We start from the raw sequence: 13,327 nt of genomic DNA, 5'->3' as shown, positions 1-13,327 counted from the left end.
GAGCCATCACCATGAAAAACTCACCTGTTCGGTCGACACTGGCGGTCCTGCTCGCCGCCGGGGGCATTGCATTTGCCGGGGTCGCTTCGGCCGCCGGGCCGCGACATCAGTCGGATGGCTACCCTGCGGGCAGCGCCAGCACTTACCGAGAAGAACTCGCTGTGTGCGGTCATATCCAGCAAGAACGCGCCGCGTGCATCCGCGAGGCTGGTGCAGCGCGCCAGGCTGCGGCCCAAGGCCAGCTGACAGGCGCCCCTGACTATTTACAAAACGCGCTGGCACGCTGCAGCCTGCAACCGCCCATGGAACGCAGTGCCTGCGAAGCGCGCGTGCGCGGTACGGGACAAACCGAGATCGAAGGCAGCGTACTGGGCGGCGGTGTGATCCGAGAAACTGTCACGCCGATCCGCTGATCTGATGATGCAGTGATCAGCGCCGCGGGGCGCGCGAGGTGAAGAAGCGCTGCAGCAGGCAGAACGCAAACAACAGCGCACCAACGACGATGCGCGTCCACCACGAGCTCAACGTCCCGTCGAATGAAATCAGCGTTTGGATGATGCCGAGCATCAGCACGCCGAAGAGCGTACCCGCCACGTAGCCCACGCCGCCCGTGAGCAGCGTGCCGCCGATGACGACGGCTGCGATGGCGTCCAGCTCCAGGCCGACCGCGTGCAGGCCGTAGCCCGACAGCATGTAGAAGGTGAACACCACGCCCGCCAGCGCCGAGCAAAAGCCCGACAGCGTGTACACGCCGACCAAGGTGGAACGCACGGGTAAGCCCATCAGCATGGCCGAATGTTCGCTGCCACCAATGGCGTACACGGCGCGACCGAACGGCGTGCAATGAGCGACGAATATCGCGACCAGCACCACCACGATGGCGATCACCGCGCTGATCGACAGCGACGCATCGCTCCACACCGGAATACGCACCTGCGACACGGCCTCGTAGAACGGGTTGGTGATACTGATTGAGTCGATGCTGATGAGATAGCACAGGCCGCGCGCGAGAAACATGCCAGCCAGCGTGACGATGAAAGGCTGCAGCCTGAAGCGCTCGATCAAGACGCCCATGAACGCGCCGAACGCGGTGCCCATGAGCAGCACCAGCGGGATGACGACCCACGGACTCCAGCCGTGCTTTTCGACCAGCGTGGCCGACACCATGGTGGTGAGCGCGATGACCGAGCCGACCGAAAGATCGATGCCGCCCGACAGGATCACGAAGGTCATGCCGACCGCGACGATGATCAAAAACGCGTTGTCGATCAGCAGATTGAAGAAGACCTGCGCCGAGAAGAACCCGTCGTAGAGCACCGAGCCAAGCGTCGCCATCAAGACGAACAATGAGACGGTCGCAGCGAGGGGCCAGTATTTAGGGTTCAGTGTCTTGCCCCCTCGCCCGTTGGCGGGAGTCGGTCGGGGTGAGGGTGAATTCCCCGGCGGCGCGATGACAGCACTCATGCGCGTACCTCCCCGCGTGGCGCTCGTACCGCCAGGGCCCGCACCTGCCCACGAAATTCCGGCGACTGCATCAGCATCACCAAGAACACCACGACCGCCTTCACCACCAGGTTGATCTCAGGTGGCACGCCGAGCGAATAGATGGCGTACGTCAGCGTCTGGATAATCAACGCGCCGATCACGCTGCCGACCAGGCTGAAGCGCCCGCCTGTGAGCGCGGTGCCGCCGAGCGTGACCGCGAGGATCGCGTCGAGCTCCAGCAACTGCCCGGCGTTGTTGCCATCGGCGCTCTTGACGTTGGAGCTGATCAACAGACCCGCGATGCCCGCGCACACGCCGCAGAACGCAAAGGCGCCGACGACGAGCCGGCGCGACTGGATGCCTGCCACGCGCGCCGCCGTCGGGTTGATGCCGACCGCCTGAATGAAGAGCCCGAGCGCCGTCCGCGTGATCGCCAGATACAGCAGCACGAACACTGCGGCCGCGATGAAAAGCGAGAACGGCAAGCCCAGCAGATAACCGCTGCCGAGAAAGAAATACGGCGTGTAGTAGATCGTGATGATCTGCCCACCGGTGATGAGCTGCGCAATGCCGCGCCCCGCCACCATCAGGATCAGTGTCGCGATGATCGGCTGCATGCCGACCTTGGCGACCAGCAAGCCGTTCCATACGCCGCACACCAGCGCCAGCGCAACGGCCGCGACGATAGCGAGCGACATCGGAAAGCGCGCGACGTTGCCCGCAACCGAGCCACCGATCATCCAGCCCGCCACCGCCGCGGCGATCGCCACCACGGCACCCACTGAAATGTCGATGCCACGCGTAGCGATCACCAGCGTCATGCCGAGCGACACCAGCATCAGAGGCGCCGCGCGGTTGAGGATGTCGATCAGGCTGCCGTAGAGATGGCCGCCACGCACTTCGATGTGCAGAAAGCTGGCGTTGAATGCGGTGTTGAGCGCGAGCAGGAGGAGCAGTGTGATCACCGGCCACGCGAGCCGATGCCGCATGACGACGGCGAACTTGCCGGCCGAAGGGAGTGCCTCAGACATGCTCGGCCGCGATCATTTCGTAAACCTCGTCTTCGGTGCTGCCGCCCGGCAGTTCACCGACCTTGCGGCGGTCGCGCAGCACCACGATGCGATGCGCCACGCGCACCACCTCGCTCATTTCGGAGGAGATGAAGATCACTGCCATTCCTGCTTTGGCGAGTTGCAGCATCTGTTCCATGATCTCCTGCTTGGCGGCGACGTCGACGCCTCGCGTCGGCTCGTCGAGGATCAGGAGGCGCGGCTCGGTCGCAAGCCAGCGCGCGATCATCGCCTTCTGCTGGTTGCCGCCCGACAGCAAGCCGATGGGCGTCTCGACGCTCGCGGTCTTGATGCCCAGCGAGGTGACGAAGCGTTCCGCCAACTCGGTCTGCTCGGCGAGAGAGAGAAAGCGCCGGACACCGAGTCGCGCCTGCAACGCGAGCGCGATGTTCTCGCGCAGCGAAAGCTCGGCGACGATGCCATCGGTCTTGCGCTCTTCGGGGCACAGCGCCAGTCCTTCGCGAATGGCATCGGCCGGGCTCGAAAACGTGACGCTGCGACCGTCGATCTTCAGCACGCCGCGGTCGGGCGTCTCCAGCCCGAACAGCAGGCGCGCGAGCTCGGTCCGGCCGGCGCCGAGCAGCCCGGCCACGCCCACCACCTCGCCGGCCCGCACGCGCAAGTCGGTCGCCTGCAACTGACCGGCTTGCGCCAGGCCCTCGGCCTGCAGCAGCGCTGTCGCCGATTCATCGAAGGCCGGCAGCGCCGTCGGCCGCGCCGATTGCGCTGCCAGTTCGCGGCCGAGCATGGCGGCAATGAGCGCCTGCGGGCCGAGATCGGCCGCGCGCCATTCGCCGACCCAGCCGCCGTTGCGCAGCACGGTGATGCGGTCCGACACGGCATACACCTGGTTCAGAAAGTGGGTCACGAAAAGAATCGCCAGCCCTTCGTCGCGCAGGCGCCGCAACACGTCGAAGAGCTTGTTCACTTCGTCGTCGTCGAGGCTCGATGTCGGCTCGTCGAGGATCAGCACCTTGGCCGACACGCCGAGCGCGCGGGCAATCGCGACAAGCTGCTGCACCGCAACCGGATAGCTCGACAGCAGCCGCGTGACGTCGATGTCGAGCCCGATGCGCGCCAACAGTTGCTGCGCCTCCCGGTTCACCGCGGCCCAGTCGATGCGCCACCCTTGCGCCATGCCGCGACGCGGATAGCGCCCGGCGAACACGTTCTCGGCCACCGACAGGTTCGGGCAAAGGTTCACCTCCTGGTAGACCGTGCTGATGCCGAGCTGCTGTGCCTCCAGCGGAGAGCCCGGCCGGATGGTTTCGCCGGCCAGCCGCATCTCGCCGCCGCTGGATGCGAGTACGCCCGTCAACACCTTGATAAGAGTTGATTTGCCGGCGCCGTTCTGGCCCATCAGCGCGTGGATCTCGCCGGGATAGAGCTTCAGTTGCACATCGCGCAACACGCTGATGCCTGCAAATTCCTTGTGGATGCCGGAGAGCTCCAGCACCGGCGCGGTCGTACTCACGGGTTGCGGCTCACTTGTTCTTGTTGTAGACGTCGATGAACACGGCCGCCAGCAGCACCAGGCCCTTGATCACCTGCTGGTAGTCGATGCCGACACCGAGAATCGACATCCCGTTGTTCATCACGCCCATGACGAAGGCACCGATGACCGCCCCCATGACCTTGCCGACGCCGCCCGAGGCCGACGCGCCGCCGATGAAGCACGCGGCGATCACGTCGAGCTCGAAGCCCAGTCCAGCCTTGGGCGTCGCGGTATTGAGCCGCGCCGCGAACACCAGCCCGGCCAGCGCGGCCAGCACGCCCATGTTGACGAAGGTGAGAAACGCCAGCCGCTGCGTCTTGATGCCCGACAGCCGCGCCGCCTTCTCGTTGCCGCCCAGCGCGTAGATGCGCCGGCCGATGGTGGTGCGGTTGGTGACGAAGTCGTAGGCGACGATCAGCACCGCCATCACGATCAGCACGTTCGGCAGGCCCCGGTACGACGCCAGCAGGTAGCTCAAAAACAGAATGACGCCGGCAAAGAAAACGTTCTTGACGAGGAAGAAGGCGTAGGGCTCCTGGTCCATTCCGTACTTCGCCAGCTTGGCACGGCCGCGCAGCTTGAAGAACAGCAACGCGGCCGCGGCGATGGCGCCGAGCACGACAGATGTCGTGCGCAACTCTTCACCGCCGAACACGTCGGGAATAAAGCCTGAACTCAGCCGCTGGAACTCGACCGGAAAGGGCCCGACCGATTGGCCTTCGAGCAGCGCCAGCGAGAGCCCTTTGAAGACCAGCATGCCCGCCAGCGTGACGATGAACGACGGGATGCGAAAGAACGCCACGAACCACCCCTGCGCCGCGCCGATCGCGCCACCGGCGATCAGGCACACGATGGTCGTCGGCACGAAGTGCCAGTGGTACTCGACCATCAGCACGGCCGCCAGCGCGCCGATAAAGCCGCACACCGAGCCGACAGACAAATCGATGTGGCCCGCCACGATCACCAGCAACATGCCCAACGCCATGATGACGATGTAGCTGTTCTGCAGCAGCAGGTTGGTGATGTTGAGCGGCCGCATCAGCGTGCCATCGGTCAGCACCTGGAACAGCACCATGATCGCGACCAGCGAGATCAGCATGCCGTATTCGCGCAGGTTGTTCTTGATGAAACCCACGTGCAGCCGCGGGTGGGGCGCAGCAGGCACCGCGGACTCCACGGTATTCACTTCACTCGGCATGAACGGAACTCCCGGCGTTGACGATGGCGCGCATGATCCGCTCCTGCGACGCCTCGGCGGCTGTGTACTCGGCCACGAAGCGCCCTTCGTTCATGACGTAGATACGATCGCACATGCCGAGGAGTTCGGGCATTTCCGAGGAGATCATCAAGATGCCTTTTCCTTCGCTCGCAAGCTGGTCGACGATGGTGTAAATCTCGTACTTGGCGCCCACGTCGATGCCACGCGTGGGCTCGTCGAGGATGAGCAGTTCGGGCTTGGCAAAGAGCCACTTGCTCAGCACCACTTTTTGCTGGTTCCCGCCCGACAGGTTGACCACCTGCTGGCCGACGCCCGAGCAGCGGATGTTCAGCGCCTTGCGGTAGTTGTTCGCGACTTCGAACTCCAGCCCGTCGTCGATCACCATCGCGCTCGACACCGCCGCAAGGTTGGCGAGGCTCACGTTCTTCTGGATGTCTTCGTCGAGCACCAGACCAAGTCCCTTGCGGTCTTCGGTGACATAGGCAATGCCGCAGTCGATCGCCTTGCGGATGGTGCCGAGGTCGACCGGCTTGCCGTGCATGAACGCCGTGCCGCGAATGCGTTGCCCATAGGAGCGACCGAACACGCTCATCGCAAACTCGGTGCGACCCGAGCCCATGAGTCCTGCGATACCGACGATCTCGCCACGCTTGACATGCAGGTCGACGCCTTTGATGACTTCGCGGTCGGCGTGCTGCGCATGGTTCACATGCCAGTCGCGGACTTCGAAGATCGTCTCGCCGATCTTCGGATTGCGCTGCGGGTAGCGGTGCGCCATGTCGCGCCCGACCATGCCGCGGATGATGCGGTCTTCGCTGATCGGTTCGGTACGGCAGTCCATCGTCTCGACCGTAGCGCCGTCGCGCAACACGGTGATCGAGTCCGCGACCTTGGCGATTTCATTCAGCTTGTGCGAGATCAGAATCGACGCGATCCCCTGCACCTTGAGTTCGAGCAGCAGCGCCAGCAATGCGTCGCTGTCGCTTTCATTGAGGCTGGCGGTCGGCTCGTCGAGGATCAGCAGCTTGACCTCTTTCGACAGCGCCTTGGCGATCTCGACCAGTTGCTGTTTGCCGACGCCCAGGTTGGTGATCAACGCCGTCGGTGGCTCCTTGAGCCCGACCTTCGCGAGCAGCGCCTGCGTCCGCGCATAGGCTTCGAACCAATCGATGACGCCGCCGTGCGCGGTTTCGTTGCCGAGAAAAATGTTCTCGGCGATCGACAGCAACGGCACCAGCGCCAGCTCCTGGTGAATGATGATGATGCCGAGCTTCTCGCTGTCGGCGATGCCCTTGAAGCGACGCAGCTCGCCTTCGAAGCGGATTTCGCCGGTGTACGAATCGGCCGGGTAGACGCCGCTCAGCACCTTCATGAGCGTCGACTTGCCGGCCCCGTTCTCTCCGACGACCGCATGGATCTCGCCTGCGCGCACCGCGAGGTTGACGTTGTCGAGCGCATTCACGCCCGGAAACGTTTTCGTTATGCCGCGCATCTCCAGAATGGCGTCGGTCAAACCTGTTGCGCTCCAGGTCGCGTCCTTGCTCGCACGCTCACTTGACCTGGCTCTCGGTGTAGTAGCCGCTGTCGATCAACACCGGTTTCCAGTTCGACAGATCGACGCTCACCGGCTTCAGCAAATACGAAGGCACGACCTTCACGCCGTTGTTGTAGGTCTTGGTGTCGTTCACTTCCGGCGTCTTGCCCGAGAGCATGGCGTCGGCCATGGCGACAGTGACCTTGGCAAGTTCGCGCGTGTCCTTGAACACGGTCGATGTCTGCTCCTTGCGAATCATCGACTTGACCGACGGCACCTCTGCGTCTTGCCCCGTGACGATCGGCATCGGCTGCTTGGGCGAACCGTAGCCGACGCCCTTCAGCGACGACAGGATACCGATCGACAAACCGTCGTATGGCGACAGCACCGCATCGACACGGTCCTTGGTGTAGTAAGCCGACAGCAGGTTGTCCATGCGCGCCTGCGCCACCGCGCCGTCCCAACGCAGCGTGCCGACCTTGTCCATGCCCATCTGCTTGCTCCGCACGACCAGCTTGCCGCTGTCCATGTAGGGCTTCAGTACCGACATCGCGCCGTTGTAGAAGAAGAAGGCGTTGTTGTCGTCAGGCGAACCGCCGAACAGCTCGACATTGAAGGGCCCTTTGCCGCCCTTCAGGTCGAGCGACTTCTCGATCGATTGCGCTTGCAACACGCCGACCTGGAAGTTGTCGAAGGTGGCGTAGTAGTCGACGTTCTTGGAACCCTTGATCAGCCGGTCGTACGCGATGATCTTCACGCCCTTGTCGGCCGCCTTTTGCAGCACGTCGGACAGCGTGGTGCCGTCGATGGCCGCGATCACCAGCACCTTCGCGCCCTTGGTCACCATGTTCTCGATCTGCGCGAGCTGGTTGGGGATGTCGTCGTCGGCGTATTGCAGATCGGTCTTGTAGCCCTTCTCCTTGAAGTACTTGACCATGTTGGCGCCATCGGCGATCCAGCGCGCCGACGACTTGGTCGGCATCGAGATGGCGATAGGGCCTTTGTCCTGCGCATAGGCCAGCGGCGCGATGCCGATCGTGGCGACAACGGCCGAAGCGAGCAGTGTTTTAAGGAAGATGCGTTTCATGTTGTGCTGGCTTTCAGTACTTGCGTTTCGGGAATTCGGCGGCCGCAACTTCCATCGGGAAGATGCTCTCGACCGTCACGATGCGCTTGGGCAGCGTCTTGCCGGCCTTGATGTCTTTCACCGCGCTCATGAGCTGCGGGCCCAGCAGCGGACTGCACTCGACCGACACATTCAGCTTGCCGGCCATCATGGCTTCGAAGGCACCCTTCACTGCGTCAATCGAGATGATCACGATGTCCTTGGCCGGCTTCATGCCGGCTTCTTCGATCGCCTGGATCGCGCCGATCGCCATGTCGTCGTTGTGCGCGTACAGCACGTTGATCTTCTTGCCGTCGGCCTTGAGGAATGCCTCCATGACTTCCTTGCCCTTGGCGCGCGTGAAATCGCCGGTCTGCGAGCGAATGATCTTGAACTTGGGGTCGGCCTTGATGATTTCCTCGAAGCCCTTCTTGCGGTCGATGGCCGGGGCCGAGCCCACAGTGCCCTGCAGCTCGACGATGTTCACGTCGCCCTTCTGGTCCTTCATTTTTTCGGTTAGCCAGCGTCCGGCCTTGCGTCCTTCTTCGACGAAGTCGGAACCCATGAAGGTGACGTACAGCGAGTCGTCCTTCGAGTTGACCGAGCGGTCGGTCAACACCACAGGAATCTTGGCAGCCTTGGCTTCCATCAGCACAGTGTCCCAACCGGTTTCGACCACTGGAGAAAAGGCAATGACGTCGACCTTCTGTGCGATGTACGAGCGAATGGCCTTGATCTGGTTCTCCTGCTTTTGTTGTGCGTCGGAGAACTTCAAGTCGATGCCCGCTTCCTTGGCCGATGACTTGATCGACTCCGTGTTGGCGGTGCGCCACTCGCTCTCGGCGCCGACCTGGGCGAAGCCGAGCACGAGTTTCTTCTGCGCCAGCGCGGTGACCGGCAGCATGCCGATGAGCGATGCGGCACCGAGTGCGGTGGTGAGAGTGCGACGATTGATTGCCATGGTTTGTCTCCTGTGATTTTGGTGAAAAAACGCTCTGCGAAAACTCTTGCGAACGCGGCTCTTGCCGGTTCTCGTGGTCGGTTGCGGGCTGCTTTGTAGTCTTTCTTACTCACGCCATCATGTAGCCCGTCTTGATCGACGTGTAGAACTCGGCAGCGTAACGGCCCTGCTCGCGCGGTCCATAGCTGGAACCCTTACGTCCGCCGAAAGGAACATGAAAGTCGATCCCCGCCGTGGGCAGGTTGACCATCGTCATGCCGACCTCGGCATGACGCCTGAAATGCATCGCGTACTTGAGGGACGTCGTGCAGATGCCGGCACACAAGCCGAAGGGCGTGTCGTTGGCAAGGTGCAGCGCATGCTCGTAATCGTCGGCCTGCAGCACGCAGGCAATGGGGCCGAAGATTTCTTCCCGAGCCACGCGGTGTTGTGGTTTGGCGAGGAACAACGCCGGGCTCATGAAGTGGCCTGTCGTTGCGCGCTGCAGCGCCTCACCGCCATAAACATGCTCGGCGCCTTCGTCGCGCGCGATGGTCATCCATTCGAGGTTTTGAGCGAGCTGTTCGCCATTGACCACCGGGCCGATGTCGACACCGCGCTCCAACGCATGGCCGATGTGCAAGGCGGCCAGCCGGTGACGCAGCCGCACCACGAAGGCGTCGTGCACAGATGCCTCGACGATCAATCGGCTCGACGCAGTGCAACGTTGCCCGGCCGAGAAGTACGCGCCCTGCACGGCACAGTCGACCGCGCGATCGAGATCGGCGTCGGCCAGCACCACCAGCGGGTTCTTGCCGCCCATTTCCAGCTGCACCTTGGCGCGTCGTGCCGAAGCCGCCTGCAACACGCGCTCACCGGTGGCCACCGAGCCGGTGAAGCTCAAGGCATCGACGAGCGGGCTTTCGACGATCGTCTGCCCGACCTCCCGCCCGCTGCCCATCACGAGATTGAAGGTGCCGGCCGGCAATGTGGCCCTGGCGATGATTTCAGCCAGCGCCCAGCCGCAGGCCGGTACCAGTTCAGAAGGCTTGAAGACCACCGTGTTGCCGTAAGCCAGCGCCGGAGCGATTTTCCATGCGGGTATCGCCAAAGGAAAGTTCCAGGGCGCGATCAGGCCGACAACTCCCACCGGTTCGCGTGTGACGTCGACCAGCACATCGGGCCGTACCGAGTCCATCGATTCGCCGCCGACGCGCAATGCCTCACCAGCGAAGAACTTGAAGATGTGGCCGGCGCGTGCGGCCTCCGCAATGGCTTCGGGCAGCGTCTTGCCTTCTTCGCGCGCCAGCAAAAGGCCGAGCTGGTCTTTGCGCGCCAGGATCTCACTGCCGATCTGGTCGAGCACGTCGGCACGGCGCTGCGGCGTGGTGCGGCGCCAGTGCGGGAACGCATCGGCGGCGGCACGGATGGCCGCCTCGGTCTGGCTGCGGTCGGCTCGGGCGTATTCGGCGACCACCTCGCTGGTGTCGGACGGGTTCTCGCTCGACCCGGTGGTCACGCCGGTCTGCCAACGACCGTTGATGTACTGCCGTGCGGTATGAGTGACGTGCGAAAGTTCTGTGCGCTTCAAGGTGGGGCGAGTATGGAAATCTCACCAATATCTTTCCAATCAAAAATTGGGTGCAATCGATACCGAAAATCGCATTCAGGTAAACCCCTATCAACGCAAACAAGAACAACGAAACATGACCAATTACACGCACTGGTTCATCCGTGCGCGACTCAAGACGCGGCAGCTTCTGTTGCTTGTCGCTCTGGCCGAGGAAGGCAACATTCATCGCGCAGCGCAGGTGCTCAACATGACGCAGCCGGCAGCGTCCAAGTTGCTGAAAGATCTGGAGGAAGTGCTTGAGGTTTCGCTGTTCGATCGGCTGCCACGCGGCATGCGGCCGACCTGGTACGGGGAAACCATGATCCGGCATGCGCGCGTCGCGCTTGCGAGCCTGAATCAGGCGCACGACGAGGTAATGGCGCTCAAAGCGGGTCGCTTCGGGCAAGTGAACGTCGGTGCGATTACCGCGCCCGGCCTGGTGTTATTGCCCCCCGCTGCAGCAATGGTCAAGCGCGACCAGCCCAATCTGCGCATCGCGCTCGAGATCGAAACCAGTCCGGTGCTGCTCGACCGGCTGGAGCACGGCAAGCTCGACATCCTGGTCGCGCGTCTTTTCGCGGAGCACGACAAATCGAAGCTGCGCTACGAGGCCCTTACGGAAGAGCCCATGTGCGCCATGGTGCGCCCCGGCCATCCGCTGCTAGGCATGGCCGGACTCACGCTGCGCGACGTGGTGTCCGCCGGCTGGATCGTGCCGCCCGCAGGCAGCGTGCTGCGCCACCGCTTCGAACTGATGTACCAGGAAGAAGGCCTGCCCCCGCCGATCAACGTGATCGAGAGCGCAGCGCTGCTGTTCATCACGCGCATGCTGCAGCAGAGCGACATGATCGCGGTGCTGGCCACCGACGTGGCGCGCTACTACGCATCGCATGGCATCGTCGCCGTGCTGCCACTGGCAATGCCTTGCCACATGGACGCCTTCGGCATCATCACCCGCACCGACCGGCTGCTGTCGCCGGCTGCGAAGATCATGATGAACGCGCTGAAGGCAGCGAGCCTGACGGTCTACGGAAAGCGGCTCGATCCGGAGTGACTTGCGTAGGTGCGAATTTGCCTTGTTAGGATTTGCCGCGTCAAGCAAACGGAGACAACGACTATGAGCAATGCACTTTTATCCCGTGTGGCACCGACGCTGCTCGGCGAGCCTGAATGTATCTGGCCCGCGGGCGCGACGCTGGGAGAAGGAGCAGTGTGGTCGCCGCGTGAACAGGCGCTGTATTGGGTCGACATCCTCGGCTTTCGGTTGCACCGCTGGCGACCCGCCGACGCGGCGCAAAGCACCTGGACGTTCGATGAAGAGATCTCCGCATTGGCCGAGCGATCCAATGCGCCGGGTCTCTTGATCACGCTGCGCCGGGGCTTTGCGCTGTTCGATCCGGCGCTACCGGATACCGCCCCGACATACCTGCATCAGCCCGAGCCGGAGTTAACCGGCAATCGATTCAACGACGGCAAATGCGACGCACGCGGTCGCTTCTGGGCCGGCACGATGGACGCGGCCTGCGAGGCGCCGACCGGTTCGTTGTACCGCTATCAGCTCCACGAAAAAGACCCCGGCGGAGACTGCTCACGTCACGACCAGGGCTTTGCGGTCACCAACGGCCCGACCTGGTCCGCCGATGGCACGACGATGTATTTCAACGACACCGTCACCGGGCGCATCTACGCCTACGACTTCGATATGGCCACGGGCAGCGTGTCGAACAAGCGCCAATGGCTGCGCTTCGCCAAAGGCGACGGCCTGCCCGACGGCATGACCACCGATGCAGCGGGCCGACTCTGGATCGCGCACTGGGGCGGCGCTTGCGTCAGCTGCCACGAGCCCATCAGCGGCGCCGAGCTGTGCCGCGTCACGTTGCCGACGCGACACATCACCGATTGCGCTTTCGGCGGGGCTGACATGCGCACCTTGTTCATCACCAGCGCCGCCACCGGGCTTACGCCGGCGCAGCAGAAAGCCGAGCCGCTGGCGGGGGGGCTGTTCGCTGTCGAGGTCGACGCCGAGGGCCTGCCCGCCAATCTGTTCGGTTGATCGAGCGTTATTTTTTGACAGCCGAGTCGGCACCGATAGACCCGTCTTTCAGGAGCGGCAGCAGCCTGTCGTACTCGGCCTTGACGACTGCATAGCACTCGCAAGTGCGAAGCTCGAGCCCGGGGCGGTCGAGCACCGTGATGCGACCGCGCGAATAGCGGATGAGCCCGTCTTTCTGCAGCTTCAGTGCGCTCTCGCTGACGCCTTCGCGGCGAACGCCCAGCATGTTCGCGATAAGTTCCTGCGTCATGGACAACTCGTTGCCAGCGAGCCGGTCGAGACTGAGCAACAGCCAGCGACAAAGTTGCTGGTCAAGTGAATGATGGCGATTGCACACTGCCGTTTGAGACATCTGGACGATCAACGCCATCGTGTAGCGCAGCAGCAGATGCAGCACCGGCCCAGCCCTGTCGAACTCTGTGCGCATGGCGGAGGCGTTGAGCTTGAGTCCGTGTCCGGCGCTTTGAACGACCGCGCGATTGGGGGTCGACCCGCCACCCATGAAGAGCGACACGCCAACAACACCCTCGTTGCCGACCACTGCAATCTCGGCCGACGCGCCATTTTCCAGAACATAAAGCAGAGACACGATCGCCGTCGTTGGAAAGTAGACATGCGTCATGGTGCTGTTCGACTCGTACAGCACATGGCCGAGCGGCAAGTCGACGAGCTCCAGTTCTGGCAACCACCGCTGTCGCTCCGACTCGGGGAGCGCTGAAAGCAAAAGGTTGTGATTCAGCTCTTGTAGCGCAACTTTCATCCAGAAATCTCGAATAAATTTTCAATAGCGATCCAATAATTCTCCCAATTATTT

12 protein-coding genes are annotated in these 13,327 nt (G+C 63.0%); 3 read left to right on the top strand and 9 right to left on the bottom strand.

Annotated features, from left to right (window positions below):
- The first annotated feature begins 11 nt into the window (after positions 1 to 11).
- Complete coding sequence (locus RCH10_RS06985) at positions 12 to 413, top strand: hypothetical protein (RefSeq protein WP_409051832.1); 402 nt, start codon at positions 12 to 14, stop codon at positions 411 to 413.
- A 16-nt stretch (positions 414 to 429) separates the two neighbouring features.
- Here RCH10_RS06985 and yjfF read toward each other — a convergent pair whose 3' ends face one another.
- From yjfF to RCH10_RS06945, 8 genes are all read right to left on the bottom strand, one after another.
- Positions 430 to 1,464, bottom strand: a complete 1,035-nt coding sequence (yjfF, locus tag RCH10_RS06980) for a galactofuranose ABC transporter, permease protein YjfF (protein ID WP_409051831.1) — start codon at positions 1,462 to 1,464, stop codon at positions 430 to 432.
- Positions 1,461 to 2,516 (bottom strand): ABC transporter permease, encoded by a 1,056-nt coding sequence (locus RCH10_RS06975; RefSeq protein WP_409051830.1) that lies wholly within the window; start codon positions 2,514 to 2,516, stop codon positions 1,461 to 1,463. The genes yjfF and RCH10_RS06975 overlap by 4 nt, the downstream gene beginning before the upstream one ends.
- Complete coding sequence (locus RCH10_RS06970; RefSeq protein WP_409051829.1) at positions 2,509 to 4,029, bottom strand: sugar ABC transporter ATP-binding protein; 1,521 nt, start codon at positions 4,027 to 4,029, stop codon at positions 2,509 to 2,511. Before RCH10_RS06970 ends, RCH10_RS06975 begins: the two co-directional genes overlap by 8 nt.
- Before the next feature lie 10 nt (positions 4,030 to 4,039).
- A complete protein-coding gene (gene mmsB / locus RCH10_RS06965; RefSeq protein ID WP_323494789.1) occupies positions 4,040 to 5,248 on the bottom strand; it encodes a multiple monosaccharide ABC transporter permease in 1,209 nt (402 codons plus the stop codon).
- Positions 5,238 to 6,761: a multiple monosaccharide ABC transporter ATP-binding protein gene (gene mmsA, locus RCH10_RS06960; RefSeq protein WP_409051989.1), complete on the bottom strand. Its 1,524-nt coding sequence runs from the start codon at positions 6,759 to 6,761 to the stop codon at positions 5,238 to 5,240. Before mmsA ends, mmsB begins: the two co-directional genes overlap by 11 nt.
- A gap of 58 nt (positions 6,762 to 6,819) precedes the next feature.
- Positions 6,820 to 7,890: a multiple monosaccharide ABC transporter substrate-binding protein gene (chvE, locus tag RCH10_RS06955; RefSeq protein WP_409051828.1), complete on the bottom strand. Its 1,071-nt coding sequence runs from the start codon at positions 7,888 to 7,890 to the stop codon at positions 6,820 to 6,822.
- Positions 7,891 to 7,903: 13 nt separating this feature from the next.
- Complete coding sequence (locus RCH10_RS06950; RefSeq protein ID WP_323494791.1) at positions 7,904 to 8,869, bottom strand: ABC transporter substrate-binding protein; 966 nt, start codon at positions 8,867 to 8,869, stop codon at positions 7,904 to 7,906.
- A gap of 109 nt (positions 8,870 to 8,978) precedes the next feature.
- On the bottom strand, positions 8,979 to 10,439 hold the full coding sequence (locus RCH10_RS06945; protein WP_409051827.1) for an aldehyde dehydrogenase family protein: 1,461 nt from the start codon (positions 10,437 to 10,439) through the stop codon (positions 8,979 to 8,981).
- 115 nt (positions 10,440 to 10,554) lie between these two features.
- On the opposite strand from RCH10_RS06945, the gene RCH10_RS06940 reads away from it, so the two are divergent.
- Together RCH10_RS06940 and RCH10_RS06935 are read left to right on the top strand one after the other, a co-directional pair.
- On the top strand, positions 10,555 to 11,514 hold the full coding sequence (locus RCH10_RS06940) for a LysR family transcriptional regulator (RefSeq protein WP_409051826.1): 960 nt from the start codon (positions 10,555 to 10,557) through the stop codon (positions 11,512 to 11,514).
- A gap of 63 nt (positions 11,515 to 11,577) precedes the next feature.
- Positions 11,578 to 12,513: an SMP-30/gluconolactonase/LRE family protein gene (locus RCH10_RS06935; protein WP_409051825.1), complete on the top strand. Its 936-nt coding sequence runs from the start codon at positions 11,578 to 11,580 to the stop codon at positions 12,511 to 12,513.
- 7 nt (positions 12,514 to 12,520) lie between these two features.
- On the opposite strand, the gene RCH10_RS06930 is transcribed toward RCH10_RS06935, so the two are convergent.
- Positions 12,521 to 13,273: a Crp/Fnr family transcriptional regulator gene (locus tag RCH10_RS06930; protein ID WP_409051824.1), complete on the bottom strand. Its 753-nt coding sequence runs from the start codon at positions 13,271 to 13,273 to the stop codon at positions 12,521 to 12,523.
- Between the last annotated feature and the right edge of the window lie 54 nt (positions 13,274 to 13,327).

This window comes from Variovorax sp. GrIS 2.14, from assembly GCF_046115955.1.
GTDB lineage: Bacteria > Pseudomonadota > Gammaproteobacteria > Burkholderiales > Burkholderiaceae_C > Variovorax.
This window is presented reverse-complemented; position numbering and strand designations above follow the sequence as displayed.

What these genes read in the sequence shown, in the direction of transcription:
- RCH10_RS06935 (WP_409051825.1), top strand. Translation starts at nt 11,578, where the DNA reads ATGAGCAATGCACTTTTATCCCGTGTGGCACCGACGCTGCTCGGCGAG.
- mmsA (WP_409051989.1), bottom strand. Translation starts at nt 6,761, where the DNA reads ATGCGCGGCATAACGAAAACGTTTCCGGGCGTGAATGCGCTCGACAAC.
- RCH10_RS06940 (WP_409051826.1), top strand. Translation starts at nt 10,555, where the DNA reads ATGACCAATTACACGCACTGGTTCATCCGTGCGCGACTCAAGACGCGG.
- chvE (WP_409051828.1), bottom strand. Translation starts at nt 7,890, where the DNA reads ATGAAACGCATCTTCCTTAAAACACTGCTCGCTTCGGCCGTTGTCGCC.
- RCH10_RS06985 (WP_409051832.1), top strand. Translation starts at nt 12, where the DNA reads ATGAAAAACTCACCTGTTCGGTCGACACTGGCGGTCCTGCTCGCCGCC.
- RCH10_RS06975 (WP_409051830.1), bottom strand. Translation starts at nt 2,516, where the DNA reads ATGTCTGAGGCACTCCCTTCGGCCGGCAAGTTCGCCGTCGTCATGCGG.
- yjfF (WP_409051831.1), bottom strand. Translation starts at nt 1,464, where the DNA reads ATGAGTGCTGTCATCGCGCCGCCGGGGAATTCACCCTCACCCCGACCG.
- RCH10_RS06950 (WP_323494791.1), bottom strand. Translation starts at nt 8,869, where the DNA reads ATGGCAATCAATCGTCGCACTCTCACCACCGCACTCGGTGCCGCATCG.
- RCH10_RS06930 (WP_409051824.1), bottom strand. Translation starts at nt 13,273, where the DNA reads ATGAAAGTTGCGCTACAAGAGCTGAATCACAACCTTTTGCTTTCAGCG.
- mmsB (WP_323494789.1), bottom strand. Translation starts at nt 5,248, where the DNA reads ATGCCGAGTGAAGTGAATACCGTGGAGTCCGCGGTGCCTGCTGCGCCC.